Source organism: Xenorhabdus beddingii, assembly GCF_002127545.1.
GTDB classification, from domain to species: domain Bacteria; phylum Pseudomonadota; class Gammaproteobacteria; order Enterobacterales; family Enterobacteriaceae; genus Xenorhabdus; species Xenorhabdus beddingii.
Map to the genome: position 1 here is coordinate 23,271 of NZ_MUBK01000007.1, position 25,816 is coordinate 49,086.

Annotated in this window: 22 protein-coding genes; 16 read left to right on the forward strand and 6 right to left on the reverse strand. The window is 44.8% G+C overall.

Annotated features, from left to right (window positions below):
• The 10 genes from tssC to Xbed_RS05870 all read left to right on the forward strand — a co-directional run bounded on the left by tssC (window position 1) and on the right by Xbed_RS05870 (window position 13,038).
• Window positions 1-1,503 carry a type VI secretion system contractile sheath large subunit gene (gene tssC / locus Xbed_RS05825; RefSeq protein WP_086111985.1) on the forward strand — a complete coding sequence of 501 codons (1,503 nt, stop codon included), beginning with the start codon at window positions 1-3 and terminating at the stop codon, window positions 1,501-1,503.
• 114 nt (window positions 1,504-1,617) lie between these two features.
• Window positions 1,618-2,109, forward strand: a complete 492-nt coding sequence (locus Xbed_RS05830) for a type VI secretion system tube protein Hcp (protein WP_086111986.1) — start codon at window positions 1,618-1,620, stop codon at window positions 2,107-2,109.
• Between the two features lie 22 nt (window positions 2,110-2,131).
• Complete coding sequence (locus Xbed_RS05835; RefSeq protein WP_086111987.1) at window positions 2,132-2,635, forward strand: Hcp family type VI secretion system effector; 504 nt, start codon at window positions 2,132-2,134, stop codon at window positions 2,633-2,635.
• A gap of 186 nt (window positions 2,636-2,821) precedes the next feature.
• The gene (locus tag Xbed_RS05840) at window positions 2,822-4,645 is read left to right on the forward strand and encodes a type VI secretion system-associated FHA domain protein (RefSeq protein WP_167371876.1); all 1,824 of its coding nucleotides are present in this window, start codon (window positions 2,822-2,824) and stop codon (window positions 4,643-4,645) included.
• Between the two features lie 109 nt (window positions 4,646-4,754).
• Window positions 4,755-5,309 (forward strand): type VI secretion system baseplate subunit TssE, encoded by a 555-nt coding sequence (locus Xbed_RS05845; RefSeq protein WP_086111989.1) that lies wholly within the window; start codon window positions 4,755-4,757, stop codon window positions 5,307-5,309.
• A gap of 17 nt (window positions 5,310-5,326) precedes the next feature.
• Window positions 5,327-7,201: a type VI secretion system baseplate subunit TssF gene (tssF, locus tag Xbed_RS05850; RefSeq protein WP_086111990.1), complete on the forward strand. Its 1,875-nt coding sequence runs from the start codon at window positions 5,327-5,329 to the stop codon at window positions 7,199-7,201.
• A gap of 58 nt (window positions 7,202-7,259) precedes the next feature.
• Window positions 7,260-8,375, forward strand: coding sequence for a type VI secretion system baseplate subunit TssG (gene tssG / locus Xbed_RS05855; RefSeq protein WP_086111991.1), 1,116 nt, complete (start codon window positions 7,260-7,262; stop codon window positions 8,373-8,375).
• A 61-nt stretch (window positions 8,376-8,436) separates the two neighbouring features.
• Entirely contained in the window at window positions 8,437-11,058 is a 2,622-nt protein-coding gene (tssH, locus tag Xbed_RS05860; protein ID WP_086111992.1) for a type VI secretion system ATPase TssH, read from the forward strand.
• 26 nt (window positions 11,059-11,084) lie between these two features.
• The gene (locus tag Xbed_RS05865; protein WP_086111993.1) at window positions 11,085-12,053 is read left to right on the forward strand and encodes a serine/threonine protein kinase; all 969 of its coding nucleotides are present in this window, start codon (window positions 11,085-11,087) and stop codon (window positions 12,051-12,053) included.
• 70 nt (window positions 12,054-12,123) lie between these two features.
• Window positions 12,124-13,038 (forward strand): YopJ family acetyltransferase, encoded by a 915-nt coding sequence (locus tag Xbed_RS05870; RefSeq protein ID WP_086111994.1) that lies wholly within the window; start codon window positions 12,124-12,126, stop codon window positions 13,036-13,038.
• A 49-nt stretch (window positions 13,039-13,087) separates the two neighbouring features.
• Here Xbed_RS05870 and tyrR read toward each other — a convergent pair whose 3' ends face one another.
• The 6 genes from tyrR to pspA form a co-directional block, all read right to left on the reverse strand.
• The gene (tyrR, locus tag Xbed_RS05875) at window positions 13,088-14,680 is read right to left on the reverse strand and encodes a transcriptional regulator TyrR (RefSeq protein WP_086111995.1); all 1,593 of its coding nucleotides are present in this window, start codon (window positions 14,678-14,680) and stop codon (window positions 13,088-13,090) included.
• A gap of 125 nt (window positions 14,681-14,805) precedes the next feature.
• Window positions 14,806-15,885 (reverse strand): YcjF family protein, encoded by a 1,080-nt coding sequence (locus Xbed_RS05880; RefSeq protein ID WP_086111996.1) that lies wholly within the window; start codon window positions 15,883-15,885, stop codon window positions 14,806-14,808.
• Window positions 15,882-17,279 carry a YcjX family GTP-binding protein gene (locus Xbed_RS05885; protein ID WP_086111997.1) on the reverse strand — a complete coding sequence of 466 codons (1,398 nt, stop codon included), beginning with the start codon at window positions 17,277-17,279 and terminating at the stop codon, window positions 15,882-15,884. Before Xbed_RS05885 ends, Xbed_RS05880 begins: the two co-directional genes overlap by 4 nt.
• A gap of 194 nt (window positions 17,280-17,473) precedes the next feature.
• Window positions 17,474-17,836, reverse strand: coding sequence for an envelope stress response membrane protein PspC (pspC, locus tag Xbed_RS05890; protein ID WP_086111998.1), 363 nt, complete (start codon window positions 17,834-17,836; stop codon window positions 17,474-17,476).
• Window positions 17,836-18,063, reverse strand: coding sequence for an envelope stress response membrane protein PspB (gene pspB, locus Xbed_RS05895; protein ID WP_086111999.1), 228 nt, complete (start codon window positions 18,061-18,063; stop codon window positions 17,836-17,838). The genes pspC and pspB overlap by 1 nt, the downstream gene beginning before the upstream one ends.
• A 48-nt stretch (window positions 18,064-18,111) precedes the next feature.
• Window positions 18,112-18,783, reverse strand: a complete 672-nt coding sequence (gene pspA, locus Xbed_RS05900; RefSeq protein ID WP_086112000.1) for a phage shock protein PspA — start codon at window positions 18,781-18,783, stop codon at window positions 18,112-18,114.
• A 216-nt stretch (window positions 18,784-18,999) separates the two neighbouring features.
• Between pspA and pspF the strand changes: the two genes are divergently transcribed.
• The 6 genes from pspF to sapF all read left to right on the forward strand — a co-directional run bounded on the left by pspF (window position 19,000) and on the right by sapF (window position 25,744).
• The gene (pspF, locus tag Xbed_RS05905; RefSeq protein WP_086112001.1) at window positions 19,000-20,052 is read left to right on the forward strand and encodes a phage shock protein operon transcriptional activator; all 1,053 of its coding nucleotides are present in this window, start codon (window positions 19,000-19,002) and stop codon (window positions 20,050-20,052) included.
• A gap of 317 nt (window positions 20,053-20,369) precedes the next feature.
• Window positions 20,370-22,106, forward strand: a complete 1,737-nt coding sequence (gene sapA, locus Xbed_RS05910; protein WP_086112002.1) for an ABC transporter substrate-binding protein SapA — start codon at window positions 20,370-20,372, stop codon at window positions 22,104-22,106.
• Window positions 22,103-23,068 (forward strand): putrescine export ABC transporter permease SapB, encoded by a 966-nt coding sequence (sapB, locus tag Xbed_RS05915; protein WP_086112003.1) that lies wholly within the window; start codon window positions 22,103-22,105, stop codon window positions 23,066-23,068. Before sapA ends, sapB begins: the two co-directional genes overlap by 4 nt.
• A complete protein-coding gene (sapC, locus tag Xbed_RS05920; protein WP_086112004.1) occupies window positions 23,055-23,942 on the forward strand; it encodes a putrescine export ABC transporter permease SapC in 888 nt (295 codons plus the stop codon). Before sapB ends, sapC begins: the two co-directional genes overlap by 14 nt.
• On the forward strand, window positions 23,942-24,934 hold the full coding sequence (gene sapD, locus Xbed_RS05925) for a putrescine export ABC transporter ATP-binding protein SapD (protein ID WP_086112005.1): 993 nt from the start codon (window positions 23,942-23,944) through the stop codon (window positions 24,932-24,934). The genes sapC and sapD overlap by 1 nt, the downstream gene beginning before the upstream one ends.
• Complete coding sequence (sapF, locus tag Xbed_RS05930) at window positions 24,935-25,744, forward strand: putrescine export ABC transporter ATP-binding protein SapF (RefSeq protein WP_086112006.1); 810 nt, start codon at window positions 24,935-24,937, stop codon at window positions 25,742-25,744. It begins immediately after the preceding gene.
• The last annotated feature ends 72 nt before the right edge of the window (window positions 25,745-25,816 follow it).

Consider the following 25,816-nt stretch of genomic DNA (forward strand, 5'->3'; position numbering starts at 1 on the left):
ATGAGCGAACAAGAAACTGAACTTCAGCAAGAGCAAGAACAGGCACGGAAAGAGTATACGCCTGATGAGTTAAGTGTATTACTGAACAAAGAATTCCGTCCTCAAAGTGATCAGGCACTCAACGCTGTTGAAAATGCAGTCGCAACGCTGGCGCAGCAAGCGTTGGAGAATACCGTTCCCGTTTCCGGTGATACCTATCGTACTATTCAGGCGCTCATTGCTGAAATCGATAAAAAATTAACCGGGCAAATCAATCATATTCTGCATCATAACGAATTCCAGACACTGGAAGGTGCCTGGCGCGGTCTGCATCATCTCATCAACAGCACTGAAACAGATGAAATGCTAAAGATCCGGGTGATGTGCATTTCCAAAAAAGAGTTGAGCAATACCCTGAAACGTTTCAAAGGGGTCAGTTGGGATCAAAGCCCCATCTTCAAAAAGATTTATGAAGCGGAATATGGACAGTTTGGTGGTGAACCTTTTGGCTGTCTGATTGGTGATTACTATTTCGGCCATAACGCTCCCGATGTTGAACTTTTGCGTGAGATGGCCCAAATTAGCGCAGCAGCACATTGCCCATTTCTTGCAGGTGCCGCTCCGGGCGTTATGCAGATGGAGTCTTGGCAGGAGCTATCTAACCCGCGTGATCTGACCAAAATTTTCCAGAATACTGAATATGCTGCCTGGCGCAGTTTACGCGAATCAGAAGATGTTCGTTATCTGGGATTGGTTCTGCCACGTTTTCTTTCTCGTCTTCCTTATGGCAATAAAACCAACCCGGTGGATGATTTTAATTTTGAAGAAGATACTGAAGGCCCTACACACAGTAACTACACTTGGGCCAATTCTGCTTATGCCATGGCCGTTAATATTAATCGTTCATTTAAACTGTATGGCTGGTGTACTTCTATCCGGGGCGTAGAATCCGGCGGCAGTGTAGAAAATTTGCCTTGCTATACTTTCCCATCCGATGATGGCGGGGTTGATATAAAATGCCCCACCGAAATTGCCATTAGTGATCGACGTGAGGCTGAATTAGCCAAAAATGGTTTTATTCCATTATTGCATCGTAAGAATACCGATATGGCGGCATTTATTGGTGCGCAATCACTGCAAAAACCTGCCGAGTATTACGATCCTGATGCCACTGCCAACGCCAACCTTTCAGCGCGCCTACCCTATTTATTTGCCTGCTGCCGTTTTGCCCATTATCTGAAATGTATCGTGCGCGATAAAATAGGCACTTTTCAAGAACGCAGTGATATAGAACGTTGGCTCAATGGTTGGATTATAAACTACGTTGATGGCGACCCTGTTAACTCGTCACAAACAGTCAAAGCGAAAAAACCGCTAGCCAATGCAGAAGTTCAAGTAGAAGACGTTGACGGGAACCCTGGATATTATAATGCTAAATTCTTCCTGCGCCCTCATTATCAATTAGAGGGACTGACGGTTTCTCTACGTTTAGTATCAAAACTTCCCTCATTAAAAGGGGGTTAAAATCAAACAATCTATATATCAACATCTTTTAATAAAATATTTTCGTAATATCGACCCATACACAATTACAAAATATATATTATTTATACATCATCAATTTAATTGGAGTAAATTATGTCTGAAGTTAATCCTCATTATGGATATATTCAGTTTGAGGGAATTAAAGGCGAATCCGGAGATTCAGGACACACAGGTTGGACCGGTTTTGACAACTTTTGTGTTCAAACTTTAAATCCAGCCAGTACAGATGATATTAGTGGCCTAAGTGCGGCTACACCAACAATAGATTTAATCCAAATAGCATTCGAGCTTGAGAAGGCTTATGTAACAATGCGTAAATTTCTATTACAAGGAAAGCATATTCCAACAGTGACAATAGAAGTCATGAAAAGGGGGGAAGGAAAAGATACACCATGGCAGAAAATTGTCCTGACAAATGTATTATTTGTTTACCTTAATGTGAGTATTTCTGCTGGTTTCCGTTATTGCCAGCTTGGTATGGACTTCGAACAATACGATGAAACATACACAGGGCAAAAACCAGATGGTACGGCTGATGCAGCAATTAAGCATGGTTACAATCGTTATACCAACGTAGTTAGTTGATTAATTTAAAGAGAAATTAATTATGAGCGAACCAACCTGTGGATATTTAGAAATAAAAGATATTAAAGGTGAATCCAGGCACACAAAATATAAAGATTGGATAGCTGTTGTAAGCATAGAACATACTATATCCAATGAATCCAGTATATCTCAGAAACAAGGATTATGTGCAGGAACACCTTTCGTTAATGAAATAGCACTAAAGATATTATATGATAAATCCAGCACTGCTTTACGTGGTTTCTTATTCAAAGGCAAACATGCTGAAACCGCTAAATTAGTATGTTTAAGATCATCAAGTGGAGACGAAGAAGTACCATTTTATACATTTGACATGAAAAAGGTTCTTATTACCGCATGTCATACAAATTACACATCTCTTGGTCCTGGTAAGAGTGTTAATGATATTTTTATTAAGTTATCTTTTGAAGAATATACAGAAAATTATATCGGCCAAAAATTTGACGGCACTGCAGAAGCTGCAATCTCTTGTGGCTATAATGTTTCAACCAAGGTCATCACTTAATATACTCAATGGATTTCAAGATACAGCCAACAAAGCTACAACTTGAAAGACAACAAGTATAAACATAAGAAAATATTAATGTCAGCAACTTCAATAATAACCTCCCTATTCCAAAGGGAGGTTATTTTTCTCAATCATCGACATTTATATCAACAATAGGCATATCAACAATAGGTATCCATGGTTATGCGATTCACCATTGTTAAAAACACCGGTACAAACCAACCGCCACAGCTCAGTTATGAGTTCATACCGCCGGGCGGCACTATTGGCCGTAGCCCGGACAATAACTGGGTTTTACCCGATGAAGAACAGGCTATTGCCCGCTTACAGGCCATTGTATCCATTTCTTCCGATGGCGAATGTCGTATAACTAATCGAGGGGCTGCCTCTGAGATTTTACTGAACACAATACCCATGGCGCCCGACCGTCAGATTGAAGTTCGTGATGGTGACATGCTGAACATGGGGGAATACCAAATTCAAGTTGTTAATGTCAGCCAAAGTGCCCCGCCTGTGGCTACAACCCGTGTTCTCAATACGACTCGCCCCTTCGGCGATAAGTCGGAAAATATCCCTAATGAAATTTGGGATGGATTAGAAAATATTTTCACTGCAACCGAGGCAACACCCACGCAAGAGGCCCGGCAAAAGCCTCAGGAACTGCATGACAATAACCCGCTAATCAAGCCCCAGCAACATCAGGAGCGTAATCCCATCGACCCACTCGCACAAATGGAAACAACAATCAGCCTTGATGATCTGCAATTTCGCGCCACTGATCCCGTTACGATGTTTAATCCAGATACTGATTTACAACAAGAAAACATTCTGAATGACACCACGCCCAGCACGTTATTACAATCATTATCAAAACCATCATCAAAACCATTATCAACACAAAGAAAACAATATGATCAGCGAGATGACAAATCAGACGTTGATCCCTTGGCACTGTTTACCAATAAATTGTTTACCGATAAATTGTTTACCGATAAACATACACGGAAAGAGATTAAAAATGATGATCCTCTTAGCCTAATGCTGGATAATGCTGAACCACTGGCACCTTTGGATAACACAACGATTTCTGCATCACAGGAAAACCCTTATCAGGATAAATCAGCCTATTTTACGCAAGCATCTTCCCCCCCCTTGCCACCCCTTTTCGCAACAGAGGATACAACAGAAAAGTTAACCCAAAAACCGCCAGATGCCGATCCCCAGAATCAGAATCCAGTTAATCACCAATACCCTATCAATAATGCCGATAAGATTAATAGTGCCGATCATACCCATAATTCGACTTCCCGTCGTGATAATGGCATTGATGCCAGTGAGCGCCTTAATATTGATCCTGTTACATATAAAATCAATCCTGCCAAAACAGATGAAGTCAAATTAGAAGGTAAATTATTGGCGGCTTTATTGGATGGCATGGGACTCAATCATTTTCAACCGCTGCAATTCGATGAACATATCATGTATCAACTGGGCAAATTACTCAGCCAGCTCTCCCAGGGAATTATGGCTCTGAACGCGGCACGAACCCAGCTAAAACATCAGGCGAATGCTGAAATGACCCAGATTCTGACAGATGCCAACAACCCGTTTAAACTACTGCCTTCGGGTCAGGCGGTGCTGGTTCAAATGTTTGGGACGCATATGCCGGGTTTTATGGCACCGGAACAGGCAACACGGGATATCTTAATCGAACTACAGGCTCATCAATTAGGCATGATTGCGGGGTTACACTCCATTACAGCAGATATTTTGCAATCATTCGAGCCTGACGTGATTGAGAGAAGAGCACGTGAAGAAGGTGGATTTTCCCGCTTATCATTATCGTCAACTTATAAAGCCTCTTTATGGGACTATCTCTCTAAGTATCATCAGAAAATAGCGCATGAATTTAAACAACATCATGTCCTGTTTGGTGAAAATTTCCTGCAAGCCTATGAGGCAGAAGTCGAGCGATATAAAAATTCTCAAGATAGATCAAGAAAATAAAAAAATTAGTGTTAAAAAATAGCTCGTGTTAGTACTTCTTTCCTGCAATTTTTTCGTCACCTTAATCAATATTTCCTATACCCACAATGCCTAACCTAATAGGTGACTAATGAATGACAATATCACTTTATTATATGGCGGTTACCATGCACGAAAACCTCCTGCGCGCATAACCGCCAGAGATAAAATGCTGCCTTCTTTACTCGACAGACTCACAGATAATGAACCCGACAAGAAAAAAGAAACGGTCAGCAATTACTTACTGTCACACAAAGCCCTGCGACAAAATGTGCTACGTGATTTGCAGTGGCTGCTCAACAGCATCAATAAAGGAGATCATCAGGATCTTGCCTTTTTCCCAGAAATACAACGCTCCACCTATAACTTCGGCATAACGCCGTTGGCGGGTAAAAACATGTCTGATATTGAATGGGATGATATTCAAAATAAGATTATTCATGCCATTCATGTTTTTGAACCCCGCATCATTCCCGACGAACTTCAGGTGAATTGTATTTCCGATATGACCTCACTGTACCTATACAATGTATTATCCATCGAAATAAAAGGGTTTTTGTGGTGTATTCCTTGGCCACTGGAATTCCTGTTCCGCAGTGATATCGATCTGGAAAATGGCTATTTCACCATGCAAGAAGCAGGATAAAAAATACAGGAAAAATAATGGATAGCAAATTACTGGAATATTACAATCGAGAGCTGATGTATTTGCGTGAAATGGGCAAAGAATTTGCTGAACGCTATCCCAAAGTTGCCAGCCGGCTGGGAATGCACGGTATTGAGATCGCCGATCCCTATGTTGAACGCCTGTTGGAAGGTTTTGCTTTCCTGACTTCCCGCATCCAGTTAAAAATGGATGCCGAGTTTCAACATTTTACCCAGCATTTATTGGAAATGCTGTACCCAAACTATTTGGCTCCCACTCCCTCAATGGCGATCACCCAACTCCAGCCTGACCTGAGTAAGGGAGACATCAGCCATGGGTTTTTGGTCCCGCGCGGCACCATCATGCTCTGTCAGGCACTGAAAAAAGAGGGAATTACGTTTCAGTACGCTACCACTCAGGATGTCGTTTTACAGCCATTGACATTAAAAAACGTTGAACTTGGCAAAATCCCCGCCAATATTCCGCTTATGGGATTGAATCTTCATCAATATGGGGCGGTCAGCGCACTGCGGCTCCGCCTTGCCTGTGAAGGAAAGTTTTTTCTCGAAGAGCTGAATCTGAATAAACTGACTTTTTTTCTCTCAGCACCCGATATTCAGTCCCAAAAATTGCTGGAACTGATTATGGAGCACTCTGTTGGCATGGTCTGCCAGACAGGGGCTGAAACGCCGCAATATCAGGTTTTACCTGATATTTCACCACATCATGAAGGTTTTGAAGATAATCAGGCACTTTTGCCTAACGATCCCCGTAATTTCAGCGGATACCGCCAAGTTCAAGAGTATTTTGCCTTTCCAGCCTGTTTCCGTTTCTTCAGTATTCAGGGGATGCAATCTTTGCTGGAACAAACAAAAAAAGAGAATGAATTTGAACTCATCTTACTTTTGGACAAAACTGACAGTGACTTAGAAAGTTTAGTCGATGTCTCCTATTTGGCATTGAACTGTACTCCCGTCATCAATTTATTCCCCAAAGTCACTGAACGAGTCACTGTCGATGAGAGCACCAATGAATATCATCTGGTTGTCGATAATGTCCGTCCTCTGGATTACGAAATTTTTTCTGTGCAACGCCTATATGGTGCCGATAAGCAACACAACGAAGAACGTATATTCCGCCCTTTCTGGTCAACGAACAGTGATGACAAAAGCAATTACGGCGCTTATTTTACCCTGCGCCGTGATCCCCGCGTTTTGTCAGAACATGCTTATCATTACGGAACCCGCACCAGCTATGTGGGTACAGAAACATTTATCTCCATTGTCGATGAACATCATTCTCCGTGGCCTGACGCACTCAAATATTTGAGTGCCGATGTTATGTGTACCAACCGCGATTTACCGGCGATGCTACGGCAACAGGATATCGACAGTTTTGTGATGTTGGACTCTATTCCTATTAGTCAAATTATCTTTCTCAAGAGGCCCACGATCCCACACCCAGCCCTGGCAGAAGGTGCCACATCATGGAATTTAATCAGCCAGCTACAAATCAATTATTTGAACCTGATGGATAAAGGCAAAAAGGAAGGAACTCAGGCACTACGGCAATTATTAAGCCTCTATGCCAATCTTGCTGAACCGGCAGTAACACGTCAAATCAATGGAATACGCCATTGCTCGTTAAAAGAAATTTATCGTCGGGCGCCTGAACCAGGGCCAATCGCTTTCGCCCGTGGCATCAGTATTAAACTTGAAGTGAATGAACAAGAGTTTGCAGGTAACAGCCCATGGCTTCTGGGCAGTGTGTTGGCAAAGTTATTCTCACGTCTGGTGACGATAAACTCATTCACGGAGATGACACTGCATAGCCAACAACGCGGGCAAATCGGTTTTTGGTCTGCCCGCATGGGCAGCAAGAAACTGATATGAGACGATATTTATCCCGATAGATGGGTTGATCTTGTTGATATAAAAGATAGAGATACAGATGACTATGAAAGCAGGTATTGTTGCCATTCATCGTGTGTGTCGTTTACCCAATGCTTTTTGGCAGCAACTCACGCAAGTCCCGTGGCAATTTGATTTATTCCAGACTCTGCGCCGGATTGACGCTCAATCCGGCGAATATTATCGGCTGGGGACGGCCCCATTACCACGATATGAACCCTTGCGCTTGGGGCAAAAAGCGTCAATGGCTTTCGCGCCTTCGACGATTTCAGCCGTTCAACAGCGGGAAAATTCAACATTGTATGAAATTCTCATTTACAGTTTCGGGTTATTTGGCCCCAATGGTCCCTTGCCACTGCATCTGACTGAATATGCCTATACGCGGGAATATAATTATCACGACCCCACGTTGAATGCCTTTGCTAATTTATTCCACCACCGCCTGATACTTTTGTTCTATCGAGCCTGGGCTAATGCACAACCCATTTCATCACTGGATAGGCCGGATCATCAGCCCTTTTGCCATTATTTGGCCTGCCTGATAGGCATGGGACTGCCCGCCCAACAGACGTCCCCTGAAATGCCCGACAATAACACGGTCGATCATACCACCAGCAACAACGCTGTCAAAAGCCACGCCTGTTACTCGCTGGCAGGTCATCTTTCCCGTCAGGGGCATGGTGCGGAAGGGCTGGAGAAGATTTTACTGTTTTATTTCCAAGTGCCCATCAAAGTTCTCCAGAATATCCCACAATGGTTAACCATAGAAACTCAGGATCAAGCGCGATTGACCGCAGGGCGTCATATGCCCCGCTTAGGAAAATCTACGTTTTTAGGCACCGCCGTATACGATATTCAACATAAATTCCGCATTGAGTTAGGGCCATTAACAAAATCAGAATATGACATGTTTCTGCCAGGACAACCCAAGGCACAACAATTGTGCGATTGGGTCTACCGATATTTAGGTATTGAATATCTCTGGGATATCAAGCTGATCCTGGATAAATCCGTCATGACCGAAATACGTTTGTCAGCAACCGTCCAATTGGGCCTGAATAGCTGGATTGGGCAAGTCGCTGAACCGACTCATCATGATGATTTAATCTATCACCCTGACCCCCCCCGGAACGAATCCAACGCTATTGATCTATAACCACTATTGATCTCTGGTTAACTTCTCCCATAACCAACAACTATTATTGCGGGTTACCTTTATGTCGGAAATCAGTCGTTCTGTTCTCTTTGGTAAACTTAATCGTCTATTATTCACTTCGCTGGAAAATGCCACCACATTCTGCAAACTACGCAGTAATCCTTATGTCGAATTAGTGCATTGGTTACATCAGCTCATGCAGCAGCAAAATAGTGATTTGCGGTTCATTGTCCGTTACTTTGCGCTGGATGAACCCACCCTGACAAAAGATATTATTGCTGCACTGGATCGCTTACCACGCGGTGCCAGCACCATCTCTGATCTCTCTGAGCAAATTGACAGCGCGGTAGAACGTGCCTGGGTCTATGGCTCCCTGAAATTTGGCGTTGACAAAATCCGCAGTGCGCACTGGCTGATTGGGATGTTGAAAACGTTCAATCTGCGCAATACCCTGAAAGCCATTTCCCCTCAGTTTGATCGGATCAATACAGAGACTCTGGTGGATAATTTTAACGCCATCTGCGGTAGCAGTGATGAAGCTCAGGAGAGTCGCGAACTCTCGTCCAATCATGCACAAACACCGATGCAATCCCCGACTGACAGTGCATTGCAGAAATATGGACAAGAACTGACTGCCCGTGCCCGCAAAGGTGATATTGACCCTGTATCAGGGCGCGATGAAGAGATCCGCCAAATTATCGATATTCTGATGCGTCGGCGGCAAAATAATCCTCTGCTGACCGGTGAAGCCGGGGTCGGCAAAACTGCCGTCATTGAAGGGCTGGCATTGCGGATTGCAACGAACGAAGTTCCCCCTCCCCTACAGAATGTCCAGCTTTGGCTATTGGATATCGGTATGTTACAGGCGGGTGCGGGGGTCAGGGGTGAGTTCGAATCCCGCTTACGCAAAGTCATTGAAGAAGTACAATCCAGCCCGATCCCCATCATTCTGTTTATTGATGAAATTCATACGCTGATCGGCGCCGGTGGACAACAAGGAACCGGCGATGCGGCTAACTTGTTAAAGCCCGCATTGGCACGGGGTCATTTACGCACCCTTGGTGCCACCACATGGTCAGAATACAAAAAATATATCGAAAAAGACCCCGCCCTTACCCGCCGTTTTCAGGTTGTTCCAGTCCATGAACCGGATGAAACCAAGGCGCTGTTAATGCTGCGCAGTCTGGTGAATACGCTGGAAAAACATCACCATGTTCTTTTATTGGATGAAGCGGTTGAAGCGGCGGTACGTCTCTCCCACCGCTATATTCCTGCCCGTCAGTTACCGGATAAAGCTATTGCTTTGCTGGATACCGCCTGTGCCAGGGTTGCAATTAGCCAACACGCTGAACCGCCTCAGTTGGAAAATTGCCGCCATCAAATTGATGCCTTGCAGATTGAGTTGGAAATCGCTGAACGGGAATCAAAAGTCGGCGTCGGAGATCCGCAGCGCTCAGAAACCCTCCTGAATCAACTCTCGATACTGAAGGAAAAACGCATCCAACTGGAAAATCGCTGGCAACAAGAACTTGTTTTAATTAATAAAATCATTCAGCTACAAACCCAGTTGCATGAACAGAAACCGGACGATACCAATGCGCTCCACACTGAACTGAGAGAACAACAGCAGCAATTGAAAACGGTACAGGAAGAGATGCCCCTGATCTTTGCCACCGTAGACAGCCATGTTGTTTCTGCGGTTGTATCGGACTGGACGGGTATTCCGCTCAGCCGGATGGTAAAAGATGAAATTGAGGCGGTATTACAGTTGGCTGATACCCTTAACCAACGTGTCATCGGTCAGTACCATGCCTTAGAATTAATCGCAAAACGGGTGCGTACTTCGCGGGCCAGATTAGATGATCCGAATAAACCGGTGGGTGTCTTTATGCTGTGTGGTCCCTCCGGGGTGGGTAAAACTGAAACCGCTCTGGCTCTGGCAGAAACGCTATATGGGGGTGAACAGAATCTGATCACCATCAATATGAGTGAGTTTCAGGAAGCCCACACCGTATCTACATTGAAAGGTGCCCCACCGGGCTACGTCGGTTATGGTGAAGGTGGTGTGTTGACCGAAGCCGTCCGGCGTCGCCCCTACAGTGTGGTGTTGCTGGATGAAATTGAAAAGGCCCATTCCGATGTCCATGAAATTTTCTTTCAGGTCTTTGACAAAGGCTGGATGGAAGATGGTGAAGGTCGCCACATTGATTTTCGCAACACCATTATTATCCTGACATCGAATGTTGGCGCTGATTTAGTCAGCGCGTTATGTTTACCGCAAGCATCCATTCCAGACCCGGAAAAACTCGGCACGGCATTGCGAAAACCGTTACTGCAGGTCTTTCCTGCCGCTTTGCTTGGACGTTTGCTGGTTATTCCATACTACCCATTGAGTGATGAAGTCATGACCAATATCGTTCATCTGCAATTGGATCGCATTAGGAAACGCCTGCTGGAAAATCATGGTATTATCGCAACATTCGATAACGCCATGGTTAAACATATCGTCGAACGATGTACAGAAATCGAATCAGGGGGTCGCATGGTCGATGCCATCCTGACCAACACGTTACTTCCCCAGATCAGTCAGCACCTTCTGTCTGCCACGGTCAATGACCAACAATATCATCAGTTACACGTCTTTCTCGAACAAGGTGAATTTCAATGCCAATTCACAAATTAGATTTGTGAGCAGGAGACCCTTTCATTATGTTGAATTCCCATAACAACCCTCTCAGGGACAATCCGCTAGCCATCCATACACTTCCCATCGGGTACTGTCTGAATGAATTTGAAATCGAAAAAGTGATTGGCAAGGGCGGATTCGGCATTGTATATCGCGCTTGGGATCATCATCTGAAACAAAGCATTGCCATCAAAGAGTATATGCCGGTTTCTCTGGTCATACGTGGGGAAGATCTCACGTTAAAGCTGCGCAGAAAAAGTTTCAGGGATAGTTTTCAAATCGGGCTGACGAATTTTATGCGTGAGGCTCATTTTATGAGTTGTTTCCGTCACCCCTGCCTGCCACCTTTTCTTCGTTTCTGGCAAAAAAACGGGACCGCCTATATTGCAACCTCTTTTTACAATGGCATGACGTTAAAGGCATTGCAGGCAAAACAACCGGAAATAATCAATCAACGCTGGCTGTGCAACATCTTGTATTCTTTGCTGGATGCGATCGATACGCTCCATCAGGCAGCCTATCTGCACTGTGATATCTCTTTGGATAATATCCTGATCCAAGAGAATGGCACCCCGATACTACTTGACTTAGGTTCAGCCAGAAAACTGACTGATCGGCTGGCGGATAAATCTGAGATCACCATCAGACCCGGCTTTACGCCGATTGAGCAATACACCGCCAATGACGAAGGACAACAAGGACCTTGGACAGATATCTATGCACTGGGAGCGGCGCTTCATACTTTAATTGCAGGAAGCCCCCCACCAGTGAGTATTGTGCGCAATATTGAAGACCATTATCAACCTTTGGTAAAACGACACCTTGTGGGTTATTCTCTCTCATTTCTGCATGCCATCGATTGTGCTTTATCCATCCAACCTTCTGAACGACCCATGACTATTTCCGAATTAGCCGCGCTGATAAAATTACCTGCCAGAGAATCTTGCCTGCCTCTGACATTATCGGGTTCTGGTACGCTATCTGAGTATTGAAAATTCCTGCATTTATCAATTCCTGCATTTCTATTGTAGATTCGAACACCCATGATCCGAGATAAATCCCATGTATTCTGAAGAAGAACTTTATAAAACATCATCCGATTGTTTTACAAGAAATCAATTTGACGTCATATCAAAACTAAGATCATACTTGGCAATAATAAATTATAATATCAAAGAAAATAAACAAATTAATCCTGATTTTGCTGTCATAGCAGATAAAATCTTACTACCCAAGATTATAGAGTTAGAAAATATCAAAAGACCGGGATTAAACTTATTTTACGCTGAAACACCTATCGCCTTAGCTAGAAAACTCACTGAATTAGTTCAAAAAAATGAAACCTCCGCTAGATTTATTGTTGGATCAGGCGTCGAATCCCGTTATCACTTTATTGCGTTAGATTATAGAAAGTTAGGAGGAAAACCTTCGTTAATAGGTATTGAATCGGCAATAATAAATGAGGGTAACGAGCACAATGTACCACGCATGTTAATTGAGAACATGAAACTTGCATTCAAACTCAATAATATCGACATTCCTTTTGTTGTTATTCCATCTGATGTGCAAAAAAGTATGGGAGAATGCCTGATTTTCAGTATTTTCTTTTGTAAAAGAATGTTTAAGGATTCTATCCATATCGAAAAATTGCATCAAAATAATACGTTAATGAGTGATACGTTTATTCAACGTGGATTTACCTCATCCAACGCCGCCAATGCAGTGTTACCTCCCACATTTATGAAACATGTTCAAGCAAGATCCAGATTAGACAATTTTTTGTCCCGATGGAAAGAAAGTCATGATTTTATTGTCAATAAAAAAAATCAGACATTAGCTAAACGCTTTGAGCAACATAAGATTACCGGCGAAAACCAAAAGGTTTACAGTAATTCGATAGAGATAAAAAGAAAAAATATGATTGAATCAATTTTAGAGTCGTATAACAAGAGAGAGGATTTTTTTGATAAAAAATAGAGCCTATGATTATTCTGTCAGAGATTATCTCTGACAGAATATTTAATCATTACTCATCTTCTTCATGTTCAATAGGTTGTTTCTTACCACTCAAATTATATTCACGCAATTTATTGGCTATTGCGGTATGAGAAACACCCAGCCGTTTTGCCAGCTTGCGGGTGCTGGGATAATGGCGATAAAGGCGGGTCAGTACAGAACGTTCGAAGCGCTTGCTGATTTCATCCAACGATCCCACCAGCACATCTTCATTAAAGGCCACTTCTGTTTCTAATTCAGGTAACTGAATATCCTGCGGGCATAGTTTGTTCGTTTCGAGCTGAGTCAACGCATGGTAAATGGCATTCCGCAGTTGTCTGACATTTCCCGGCCAATGGTAACCAGACAAAAAGTGTTCCAGATCAGGAGAGAATTTAGGTTTATTGACACCTTGCTCCTCAGCAAAACGCGTCACAAAGTCATCTGTCAGCGGCATAATATCTGCCCGACGTTCCCGTAAAGGAGGCAATGTCATCGTTAACACATTCAGCCGGTAATAAAGGTCTTCGCGAAATGCCCCCTTCTGCACCAATTCAACCAAATTTTTCTGCGTGGCGCAGATGATCCGAACATTAACTTTAACTTCATTGTCTGCCCCCACCCGACGGAATGTCCCATCGTTCAGGAAGCGCAGCAATTTGTTCTGCATTTGTGGCGACATTTCACCGATTTCATCCAACAAAACCGTACCGCCATTCGCCTGTTCAAAGAACCCTTTTTTACCTTCTATCGCATTCGGATAAGCGCCCGCCGCATAACCGAACAGCTCACTCTCTACCACATCATCCGGCATCGAAGCACAATTTAACCCAAGAAAAGGCTGCGTTCCCCTTGCACTGCGCAGGTGACAGGCTTTGGCAAACTCATCTTTTCCGGTTCCCGTTTCTCCGATCAGCAACAAAGGTGCATCAAGCATCGCCATCTTACGTGCCTGCTCAACGACATGAACCATTTTAGGACTGACGGCAATAAGTTGCTCAAAGGCACAATCGTCATTAACCGTTAATTTGTTGCGTGATGATTCAATACGCACCGCCGGGCGGCGTGTGCCAGAACGCAACATAACCACCGCGCCGACACACCTGACAGCCTGATGTTCATCCGTTAACTGCATCGGAATAATATCCATCTCATAGTTCTGCCCTTTGATGGAGACATGTGCCGAATATTGTTGCTGCTGCCCGCTTTCAAGCCAACGCTGAAAGGGGTCATCGTTAATCAAGTGACTGATGTTTTTTTGACTTATATCTTCTTTACTGAGGCCAAATAATACCAATGAGGCGGGATTAGCCAGTTCGATGTTGCCTTTCATATCAATAGAAAAGATAGGCTCAGGAACCGATTCCAGCAGTGTCCACATCGCCCGGTGCTCTTTTTCTGACGGCATGAAAGCCACCGTCCGAACATCAATCACGCCATTGATGCGGCGAATTTCCGCCATCAGTAAACGAAATGTGTTGAAATCAATTTGAGTAAAATTAAGGTAAATACGACGAGCAGGAGAAATCTCAATGCCTTTCAGGTCGATATTTCTTAAAACCAGTAAATCAAGTAGCTCGCGGGTTAACCCTATTCGATCCTGACAAGTAACTTCCAATCGCATTATTCTGGCCTTATTTACACAATGTCCATAGCTGCCCGAAATGTTACCCGTTACCGCGCAATAGATGAAGCCCTTGTCAGTAAAAGTTTACGATAAGGTGAGCTGTCAAGCTGGAATGACAGTCGCTACGGCTTGGTGACTGTACTGTTTTCTGTCTTTATGCTTTTTGCCGTCGGTAACGTTCTTTTTAGCTGATTAAGCAACTGGTGGCGAAAATCCCCCAGTTTCGGCTTATCATCCTCAAGCCACGGCAAAGGACGACACAATTCCATCGCCTTGATACCCAGACGGGCAGTCAACAGCCCTGCGCCGATCCCTTGAGCAGCACGCGCCGAAAGACGAGCCGCAATGTCTTGTGATAACCAGTCCATGCCAACTTCCCTCACCAATTCTGACGCCCCGGCAAAGGCAATGTTCAGTAAAACCAGCCGGAACAGACGAATACGGCTGAAATAACCTAATTCGATGCCATACAGTGCCGCTATGCGATTAATCAGGCGAATATTTCGCCATGCAATAAAAGCCATATCGACAATCGCCAGCGGACTGACCGCAATCATCAAGGCAGATTCCGCCGCCGATCGACTGATCTCTTTTCTGGCCTGCGTATCTAAAACCGGTTGGACCAATTTGCTGTACAACATGACGATTTCACGATCATTGTGCGTTTCATGTACCGTTGCCTGCCAACGTTGCAACGCAGGATGTTGCTGCCCAATTCCGGCTTGTTGTGCCAATTTTTCGCAAAATTGACGCCCTTTGCCAACCCCCTGGCTCTGCAATAGCGTCTTCGCCGTATCCCGTTCTTCTGTGCGCTGGCGTAAGTGATAGAGACGCCGCCATTCTCTTATCACTGTGCCTATTCCCGCCAAAATAATCAGGCTGCCCGCAGCGACAACGCCCAGTGCAATCCAATCGTGCTGCTGCCACGATTGATATATCCACTGAATAAATTGCGCAATCACACTGATGCCCAACAACAACATGGCGCAGGAAAATATTTTTCGCCACACACTGCGTTTCGGTTTCAGTGCCTCATTGACGGCACCTTCAAATTCGCCCTCTTGCTCCTCGGCTTCAATCTCAGGCATGGCGGGATAGAATTCTTCCTGCCCATGGAATTCTTTTTTGGCTTTCAGTGAGGGTTCTGATGATGTTGACGCCAGATCGTCAAAATCCATTCTCGGCTTCAGGGGTTCGGTCATGTTAATTTGTCTCCCAGTAAAAATTCCATGGCACTGTCCATGCGAATATGGGGTAACGGTGTGTCTGCACTGACTTGTTTTGGTCGGAAGGCTTCAAAATTGAACCCTTGTTGCTGCCAGAAATCACTCTTCGGCAAACGCTGCGGCACCTCTCCCGGAAAGAACGTCATTAATTGATCATCTGACAAGCGATGGCCTTTAATGGCCGGGATTTTTTCGCCATCATGAATGACAATGCCACTTTCTGTTGCCTGAACGGAGGCCAGACCGACACAATCCATGCTAATCCCTTCAAACGCCGCGTTTTGCCAAGCCTCCTGAACCAATTGCTGTAAAAGAGAAACCAGGTTGGCATGTTGATCCGTGGTAATGTGATCGGCTTTGCTGGCAGCAAACATCAATTTATCAATGCAGGGGGAAAATAAACGCCGGAACAAAGTTCGCTTGCCATAATGGAAACTCTGCATAAGCTGTGTCAATGCGAGCCGCATATCGTTAAATGCCTGTGGGCCACTGTTTAAAGGCTGCAAACAATCCACCAGAACAATTTGCCGATCAAAACGCAAAAAATGCTCTTTATAGAAGCCCTTGACGATATGTTCACAATAATAAGCAAAACGTTCCCGCAACATGCCAATGTTGGTCTGTTTATCCGCTCTGGCTAATTGAGGTTCACCGATTTTGTCGATATCCGGCCACGGGAAAAATTGCAGCGCTGGCGCACCGGCCAAATCCCCCGGCAATATAAATCGACCGGGCTGAATAAAATGCAGCCCTTGCTGTTTGCACTGGTGCAGGTAATCCGTATACGCCTGTGCGATCCTGGCCAGCAAATTTTCATCCGCTGGCGCCAATGGATCACACTGTTTGCATAATTCCAACCACGGTTTGGCCCAGTTTATTCTTTCCCCTTTCAGCAACCCATTCATATGCCGTGACCACGCCAGATAATGTTGTTCCAGCATGGGTAAATCCAGTAACCATTCTCCCGGATAGTCAACAATTTCCAGATACAGGGTGGTGGTTTCCTTAAGATAACGCAGGAGGGAATCTTCAGAACGATAACGCAGGGCCAGGCGGATTTCACTCACGCCACGTGTGGGTATTGGCCAATAAGGTGGTGTGTCGTGTAATGCGGCAATGTTTTCATCATAAGCAAAACGGGGAACACCAAAATCTCGCTGTGGCACTCGTTTTACTCCCAGCAAACGTCCGTCACGCACAGCAGAAAACAGGGGCAATCTGGCCCCACTCTGAATATGAAGTAGTTGATTGACTAAAGAAGTAATAAAGGCGGTTTTTCCACTGCGGCTTAACCCTGTTACCGCCAGTCGCAAGTGGCGATCCATTCCACGATTCACAAGAGCGGTCAGTTCATTTTGCAATCGTCTCATGTTTCTCCTAATAAAGTACCGGGACTTAAGTTTCATCCGGTCTGTAACATCGGCACGACGGTTAACGATAACCTGACATTATTCCCGATGTTACTGACCAGATCCCACATTTTTCCAGATGGAAAAATGTTCGGGTATTTAAATTTAAGGCACTAAACTTATAGTCTAATTTAGGGCCTAATATTGTCCACGGTCTAGAGCTGGCGGAAACGACTGCGTACATTGTAAGTATCAGAAGTAATATAACGTTCCATCTGACGCAAACGCGCTTCACCTGCCCGCAGTTGGTAATCAACTTCATTCAGCATTTTCTGTGCTGATGGCTCTCTCCCTTTTTCCTCTGCCACATAGCCCGCCGGTGCGGGGTCCATGACAAAGGTCAAGATAATATAAGCCAATACCGTTATGCCAAATAACCCAAAGAACAGCGACAAAATCGTGATGGTACGGATAAGCGGAGCAGGCACGTTAAAATAATCGGCCAGCCCGGCACAAACCCCTTTCACCATCCCCTGCTCCGGCAGACGATAGAGTTTCCGGCGATATGTATTCGACATTATGACTGTCTCCAGTTTGGATGTTCAGCATCAAGAATGTCTTCCAGAGTTTTAATCCGTTCCTGCATACGTCGAGCATTCTCTGTCAATTGTTCTAGACGCTGAATTTCACTGTTCCCTAACTGACCCCGGTTGGCATTCTGGTTGCTATAATGCAGCCACAACCAGATCGGTAAAACAAAAAGCACGAAGATGATCAGTGGAACCCCAAGAAATATATAGCCCATTCTCTTTCCTTAGTTGTGCATGACATCAGTTATACATAACCTATGTCATCATTGTGGATCTTTGCTACTCATTTTAGCTTTCAGGGCCGCAAGTTGTGCACTGATTTCATCATCCGCCTTCAATTCGACAAATTGTTGTTCGAGTGATTTCTGTTTGCCCAACCCAACAGATTCCGCTTCAGCTTCCATGTGATCTATCCGGCGCTCAAACTGTTCGAAACGCGCCATTGCCTCATCTATTTTACCACTGTCCAGATGACGACGTACTTCACGGGAAGAGGCCGCAGCCTGGTGACGCAAACTTAGTGACTGTTGTCTTGCACGGGCTTCTATCAATTTGTTTTCCAGCTCCGTGACTTCGCCTTTAATGCGTTCAAACGTTTCATCCAGAATAGACAGCTCATTTGCCAATACTTCAACCAGATTGCTGATTTTCTGTTTTTCAATCAACGCGGCACGGGCCAAATCTTCTTTTCCCTTGCTCAACGCCAGCTCAGCTTTTTCCTGCCAGCCATCAGCCTGGTTTTCACCATTGCTGATACGGCGCAGAAGCTGTTTTTTCTCCGCTAAGGTGCGGGCTGAGGTTGAGCGAATTTCTACCAACGTATCTTCCATTTCCTGAATCATCAAGCGGATCATTTTTTGTGGATCTTCAGCTTTATCCAGCAGAGAAGAAATGTTGGCGTTAACGATATCAGCAAAGCGAGAAAAAATACCCATAGTCATAAACCTCTTTCATTAGAATGTATGTATGTTATGCCGGTGTACTGTTAAAGCGGATACAAGATACACGGTAAGACATCTAATTAAATACAAGATACATGCCAACTTTTATGCTTTTATTATCTTATTGAAATTAATCAAATAATTTTTCTTTGACTTTTTACCGCAATGATTTAATGTAGCTAAATTGACCAATGAGTGGTGAAAAATACCATGTCCCAGTTTATTGATAACCTATTAGGTGAAGCAAACTGTTTTATTGAAATTTTGGAACAAGTCTCTGCGCTGGCAAAGTTAAATAAACCTGTTTTAGTTCTGGGAGAACGGGGAACCGGCAAAGAGCTAATTGCACGCCGTTTGCACTATCTTTCCCCACGTTGGCAAGGCCCTTTCATTTCGCTGAACTGTGCGGCGCTGAATGAAAACCTGCTTGATTCAGAACTCTTTGGCCATGAAGCCGGTGCGTTCACCGGTGCTCATTCAAAACATCAAGGGCGCTTTGAACGGGCTGACGGGGGAACGTTATTTCTTGACGAACTGGCTACCGCTCCCATGCAGGTACAAGAGAAATTACTGCGTGTGATTGAGTATGGTCATTTGGAGCGCGTAGGGGGTAATCACGCCTTACAGGTAGATGTACGCCTGATCTGTGCAACCAATGAAGATTTGCCTGTCATGGCTGCCCGTGGGAAATTCAGGGCTGATTTGCTCGATAGGCTGGCATTCGATGTGGTGCAAATTCCACCACTACGTCAACGGCAACCGGATATCATGTTACTGGCACAGAATTTTGCGATTCAGATGTGCCGCGAATTGAATCTGCCCTTTTTCCCCGGCTTTACTGACGAGGCTGAACAGCAGTTACTTTCTTATCACTGGCCCGGCAACGTTCGCGAATTAAAAAACGTCATAGAACGTTCCATTTATCGACATGGTGATAATCAAAATGAGTTGAGCACTATCATTATTAATCCCTTTTCACCGGCACAAGGACTTACTGCAAAACCTTTCCATTCATTATCTGCATCCGCTGCATTATCTATATCTGATAATAGTGAAGATAGCGGGATGACCGAAAATGCCCTTCCCGGATTACCGCTTGATTTAAGGCAGTGGCAAAATGATAGTGAAAGGATTTTGATCATACAGGCATTGGCAGAGAGTCAATTCAATCAGAAAAAAGCGGCTGACAAGCTCACGCTGACTTACCATCAACTACGGGGTTTAATCAAAAAACACCATATCAATATTCACACCAATGAATAAATCCACAATCAGTCAGCGCAATCGCCGGTTGACCTGAGTTCAGGTGAAATACTAAAAAAATAGCCGGCACCCGAGCCGGCTAATAAAAAATACTGGAAGCAATGTGAGCAATGTCGTGCTCTTTCTGAAGATAACACCCTTGTTATTACAAGAGTATTTCCCTGAAAGAACGGAACAAATGATAATACTTCTCAATTCTGTTTGTAAAGTGTTTTATTGAGAATTTTTCTCATTGACGTGATCTGACCGTTGTTTTTGAGCAAAAAGCGTTAATTAAGTTACAATAGCCGAACTCTATTTTATAACTGACGTTTTATATGCGCTATTTGATTTACTGGATTATATTATGGCTTTCCGCTCCTGCCCTGGCGGATGAAAACGCTGTTCCAGAATCCATGAAAACGATTTCAGAATCAACTCAAACGATCCCTGAATCCAGGACTGACCGCCCTGCGGAAAACCTGTCTTACGCCTCAACCCATCCAAGACAGAGTGGTTTTATTTATTGTGTTAATGGCACCTTGAATACCTTTAATCCACAATTGAGTATCAGTGGACTGACGGTAGATACCCTTGCCGCACAAATCTACAATCGTCTGCTGGGCATCGATCCCCTTACCTATCGTCTGACTCCGGAGCTGGCTGCGAACTGGGAAGTGAGTGACCATGGAGCAACCTATCGCTTTCACTTGCGTCATAATGTCTCTTTTCAAACAACGGACTGGTTTACCCCCACCCGTACCATGAACGCTGATGATGTGGTTTTCAGCTTCCGCCGCGTTTTCGACAAAACACATGATTATCATTATGTTAATGGCGGGCGTTACCCCTATTTTGATAGCTTGCAATTTGGCGATTCAGTACAGGATATTCGAAAAATAGATCAGTATACCGTCGAATTTCGTCTTAAAGCCCCCGATGCTTCTTTCATCTGGCATCTGGCAACTTACTATGCGCCTATACTGTCTCAGGAATATGCCCAAAAATTGCGGCAGGCGAATCAACAGAGACAAATTGACTGGAAACCTGTAGGAACAGGGCCATTCATGCTGGAGGATTATCAGATGGAACAATTTATCCGCCTTGTTCGTCATGATAACTATTGGAAAGGTAAACCACGCATGGAACAGGTTGTTATCGATACCGGAGCTGGCGGTACAGGCAGAATATCGAAACTGCTCACGGGTGAATGCGATGTCTTGGCCTATCCCGATGCCAATCAGTGGAATATGTTGCAAGATGATCCAAACCTGCGCCAGACATTGCGTTCAGGCATGAACATCGCCTACCTTGCATTTAATACCAGCAAGCCACCGTTGGATAAGCTGGAAGTTCGTCAGGCCATTGCTTATGCCATCAATAACCAACGGCTGATGAAGTCCATTTATTATGGTACGGCTGAAACTGCGGCGTCGATTTTGCCACGCGCATCCTGGGCATATGATAACCGTGCCGAAATTACTGAATACGATCCTGAAAAATCCCGCAAGATGTTAGCTGAATTGGGATTAAACGGATTGGCGTTGACATTATGGGTTCCCACTGCGTCACAATCCTATAATCCAAGCCCGCTGAAAATGGCCGAACTCATTCAGGCAGATCTGGCTCAAGTCGGGATTAAAATGGCGATCCGCCCGGTCGAAGGCCGTTACCAAGAAAATCAATTGATGGACAAAACCCACGATATGACACTGGCGGGATGGTCTACTGACAGCAACGATCCCGATAGTTTTTTCCGTCCATTACTGAGTTGTGCTGCCATCGCTTCCCAAACTAACCTAAGCCGCTGGTGTAACCCTGATTTCGATAATGCACTGCATCAGGCCCTGTTGAATCAGCAACTTGCTGCCCGCATTAAAAATTATCAAGTGGCACAAGAAATTCTTGCGCAGCAATTGCCGGTTCTTCCATTGGCTTATTCGATGCGTTTGCAGCTATTTCGTTATAACATTAAAGGATTGGTACTGAGTCCATTTGGCAATAGTCCTTTCGGCGGAGTTTACCGCGAACAGCAAGCCACCGTTCCTGATGAAAATAAAAAGGAAAGCAGATGATTATTTATATTCTACGTCGTTTGCTGCTTCTGGTTGTGACGTTGTTTTTTCTTTCATTAATCAGTTTCAGCCTGATGTATTTCACTCCTCATGGTCCCTTGAGTGGTGCATCTCTGACCGATGCCGTTGTTCATTATTTCAGTGGATTGCTCCAATGGAATTTTGGCATTTCCAGCATTAATGGAGAGCTGATTATTGAACAGTTGTATGACGTTCTCCCTGCAACCATGGAGCTTTGTATTCTCTCTTTTTCCGTGGCGTTGTTGGTCGGTATCCCCCTTGGGATTATCGCCGGGGTCTGGCGCAACAAAAAAGCAGATATCATTATCAGCACACTTGCCCTGTGTGGTTTTTCCATCCCGGTTTTCTGGCTGGCTCTTTTGCTGACGCTGTTCTTTTCACTCCACTTGGGATGGTTACCGGTTTCAGGGCGATTTGATTTGCTCTATCGGATGGAACCCGTGACTGGCTCTGCCTTAGTTGATGCCTGGCTGTCAAAGGAACCTTATCGCAATGAGATGATCATGAGCGTTATTCTGCATATGATCCTGCCTGTTATCACGCTGGCCGTTGCTCCCACCACTGAAGTCATTCGCTTGATGCGTAATAGTACTGAGGAAATATCAGCCGCAAACTATATTAAATCCGCCGCAACACGCGGTTTATCACGGTTGACCATCATTCGCCGCCACCTACTGCATAATGCCTTGCCCCCCATTATTCCCAAATTGGGGTTACAATTTTCCACCATGCTTACATTGGCAATGGTGACAGAACAGGTCTTTAACTGGCCGGGTTTAGGGCGCTGGCTTATCAGTGCTATCCGCCAGCAGGATTATTCAGTCATTTCAGCGGGGGTTATGGTGATAGGCACGTTGGTTATTTCAGTGAATGTGCTGACCGATATTATCGGCGCGATGGCTAATTCTCTGAAGCATAAGGAATGGTATGCCCTTAGATAACTTTTACCAAGAAAAGAAAATGCCGTCGCCATTGAAAGTGATCTGGCGATTTTTCTGTGCTGATATATTGGCAATGACGGGTTTTTATGGGGTACTGGTCTTAATTGCTTTGAGCTTGTTGGGAAGCTATCTCGCCCCCTATAAACTTGATCAGCAATTTATGGATCAACTGATGCCACCTTCATGGTCGCACCACGGTAATGTCGCCTTTTTCCTCGGCACCGACGATCTTGGGCGGGATATTTTCAGCCGTCTGTTAATCGGCACATCTTCCACGTTCGGCGCTGCATTGGTTGTTACCGCTGCGGCTGCCGTTGTAGGATTAATCATCGGCAGTCTGGCGGGAATGACTCACGGATTCAGGTCTGCCATCCTGAACCATATTCTTGATACCTTACTCTCAATTCCTTCGCTGTTGCTGGCGATTATTGTCGTTGCTTTCGTTGGGGCCAGCCTGCAACATGCCATGATAGCGGTCTGGCTGGCATTACTGCCAAGAATAGTGCGGACGATTTATACGGCTGTACATGACGAGTTGGATAAAGAGTACATCACCGCAGCACGTCTGGATGGGGCATCAAATTACCATATTTTGCGCTATGCCATTATTCCAAATATCACTGCGGTGACGGTTATTGAGCTAACCCGTGCACTTTCCATTGCTATCCTTGATATTGCTGCTTTGGGATTTCTTGATCTTGGTGCACAACTGCCATCACCTGAATGGGGAGCCATGCTGGGAGATTCATTAGAATTGATCTATGCTGCCCCCTGGACCGTTATGTTGCCGGGAGCCGCGATTATGCTCAGTGTTCTGTTGGTTAACCTACTGGGTGACGGGCTTCACCGCGCCATAAACGCAGGAGTCGAATAATGCCATTACTTGATATTCGAAACCTCACCATTGAATTCATGACGGCAGAGGGTCCCGTCAAGGCCGTTGACCGAATGAGTATTTCACTGACGGAAGGTGAAATCCTCGGTTTGGCTGGCGAATCAGGATCGGGTAAGAGTTTGATTGCCAAAGCGATATGTGGTGTTACAAAAGATAATCTTAACGTCACCGCTGACCGTTTTCGCTTCAATGATATTGATTTATTGCGTCTGACACCACGGCAACGGCGTAAAGTGATTGGTCACAATATCTCAATGATTTTTCAGGAGCCTCAATCATGTCTCGATCCATCAGAAAATATCGGTAAACAGCTTATTCAAGCTATTCCAGGATGGACGTTTAAAGGCCGTTGGTGGCAGAGACTCAACTGGCGAAAACGCCGGGCAATTGAACTTCTGCATCGTGTTGGCATTAAAGACCACAATGACATCATGCACAGTTATCCTTATGAGTTAACGGATGGCGAATGTCAAAAAGTCATGATTGCCATTGCGCTGGCCAATCAACCCCGCTTGCTGATTGCCGATGAGCCAACCAATGCCATGGAGCCAACCACACAAGCCCAGATATTCCGTTTGCTGTCGAGTTTAAATCAGAACAACAACATGACAATTCTGTTAATCAGTCATGATCTGCAAATGATGAGCAAACTGGTGAAACGCATCAATGTACTCTATTGCGGTCAAACAGTGGAAAGTGCCACGCCTGATGAATTGCTGGTGAAACCTTATCATCCTTATACGCAAGCCCTGATCCGCTCAATCCCTGATTTTGGCAGTCCACTACCGCACAAAAGCCGGCTGAATACGCTACCCGGAGCTATCCCGTCACTGGAACATTTGCCGATAGGATGCCGTTTGGGACCACGTTGTCCTTATGCACAGAAAACCTGCATTGCAACCCCCCGGTTACGGGTGATTAAAAACCACACATTCGCCTGCCACTTCCCCTTGAATATGGAGGAACCGTAAGTGGTTGATACATTACTGGAAGTAAAAAACCTGACTAAAACATTTCGCTATCGAACCGGGCTATTTCGCCGCCATCATCTCGATGCAGTAAAACCCGTGAGCTTTACTTTACAGTCTAAAAAAACACTGGCCATTATTGGCGCAAATGGTTCCGGCAAATCCACGCTGGCGAGAATGTTATCGGGGGTTATCGAACCGACTTCGGGTGAAATCCTGATTAACAGCCACAAGCTGGCTTATGGTGATTACAGTTACCGCAGCCAACTTATTCGCATGATTTTTCAGGATCCCAGCACTTCATTGAATCCTCGTCAACGCATTGGTCAGATTCTGGATATGCCACTAATCCTGAATACCGAACTGTCTCCTTCCGAGCGGGAGAAACGAATCAACCAAACCCTGCGCCAAGTGGGTTTATTGCCAGACCACGCCAACCATTATCCACATATGCTGGCATCAGGACAGAAACAGCGGGTGGCCCTGGCCCGCTCTCTGATATTGCAGCCACAAATCATCGTTGCAGACGAAGCATTGGCTTCCCTTGATATGTCGATGCGCTCTCAAATCATCAACCTGATGCTGGAATTACAAGAACAACACGGTATTTCTTATATCTATGTCACTCAACATCTCGGTATGATGAAACATATCAGTGATCAGGTACTGGTAATGCATCAAGGCGAAGTTGTAGAGCGTGGTAATACAGCGGAGGTACTGGCTTCTCCCCTGCATGATATTACACGCAAATTGATAGCCAGCCATTTTGGTGAAGCCCTGTCCGCTGAAGCATGGCGTCAGGATCTCACCTGATGTTTTAATTGCTGAAGTTTTAATTGCTGAAGTTTTAATTGGATATATTTTATTCACTGATCGGAACAGAAG

Bases quoted from the DNA above. Each gene is read 5' to 3' on its own strand.
- pspA (WP_086112000.1), bottom strand. From the start codon at position 18,783: ATGGGTATTTTTTCTCGCTTTGCTGATATCGTTAACGCCAACATTTCT.
- sapC (WP_086112004.1), top strand. From the start codon at position 23,055: ATGCCCTTAGATAACTTTTACCAAGAAAAGAAAATGCCGTCGCCATTG.
- pspF (WP_086112001.1), top strand. From the start codon at position 19,000: ATGTCCCAGTTTATTGATAACCTATTAGGTGAAGCAAACTGTTTTATT.
- Xbed_RS05845 (WP_086111989.1), top strand. From the start codon at position 4,755: ATGAATGACAATATCACTTTATTATATGGCGGTTACCATGCACGAAAA.
- sapD (WP_086112005.1), top strand. From the start codon at position 23,942: ATGCCATTACTTGATATTCGAAACCTCACCATTGAATTCATGACGGCA.
- tssF (WP_086111990.1), top strand. From the start codon at position 5,327: ATGGATAGCAAATTACTGGAATATTACAATCGAGAGCTGATGTATTTG.
- sapA (WP_086112002.1), top strand. From the start codon at position 20,370: ATGCGCTATTTGATTTACTGGATTATATTATGGCTTTCCGCTCCTGCC.
- Xbed_RS05840 (WP_167371876.1), top strand. From the start codon at position 2,822: ATGCGATTCACCATTGTTAAAAACACCGGTACAAACCAACCGCCACAG.
- Xbed_RS05880 (WP_086111996.1), bottom strand. From the start codon at position 15,885: ATGACCGAACCCCTGAAGCCGAGAATGGATTTTGACGATCTGGCGTCA.
- tssC (WP_086111985.1), top strand. From the start codon at position 1: ATGAGCGAACAAGAAACTGAACTTCAGCAAGAGCAAGAACAGGCACGG.
- Xbed_RS05830 (WP_086111986.1), top strand. From the start codon at position 1,618: ATGTCTGAAGTTAATCCTCATTATGGATATATTCAGTTTGAGGGAATT.
- tyrR (WP_086111995.1), bottom strand. From the start codon at position 14,680: ATGCGATTGGAAGTTACTTGTCAGGATCGAATAGGGTTAACCCGCGAG.
- Xbed_RS05885 (WP_086111997.1), bottom strand. From the start codon at position 17,279: ATGAGACGATTGCAAAATGAACTGACCGCTCTTGTGAATCGTGGAATG.
- tssH (WP_086111992.1), top strand. From the start codon at position 8,437: ATGTCGGAAATCAGTCGTTCTGTTCTCTTTGGTAAACTTAATCGTCTA.
- Xbed_RS05835 (WP_086111987.1), top strand. From the start codon at position 2,132: ATGAGCGAACCAACCTGTGGATATTTAGAAATAAAAGATATTAAAGGT.
- tssG (WP_086111991.1), top strand. From the start codon at position 7,260: ATGACTATGAAAGCAGGTATTGTTGCCATTCATCGTGTGTGTCGTTTA.
- Xbed_RS05870 (WP_086111994.1), top strand. From the start codon at position 12,124: ATGTATTCTGAAGAAGAACTTTATAAAACATCATCCGATTGTTTTACA.
- Xbed_RS05865 (WP_086111993.1), top strand. From the start codon at position 11,085: ATGTTGAATTCCCATAACAACCCTCTCAGGGACAATCCGCTAGCCATC.
- pspB (WP_086111999.1), bottom strand. From the start codon at position 18,063: ATGGGCTATATATTTCTTGGGGTTCCACTGATCATCTTCGTGCTTTTT.
- sapB (WP_086112003.1), top strand. From the start codon at position 22,103: ATGATTATTTATATTCTACGTCGTTTGCTGCTTCTGGTTGTGACGTTG.
- pspC (WP_086111998.1), bottom strand. From the start codon at position 17,836: ATGTCGAATACATATCGCCGGAAACTCTATCGTCTGCCGGAGCAGGGG.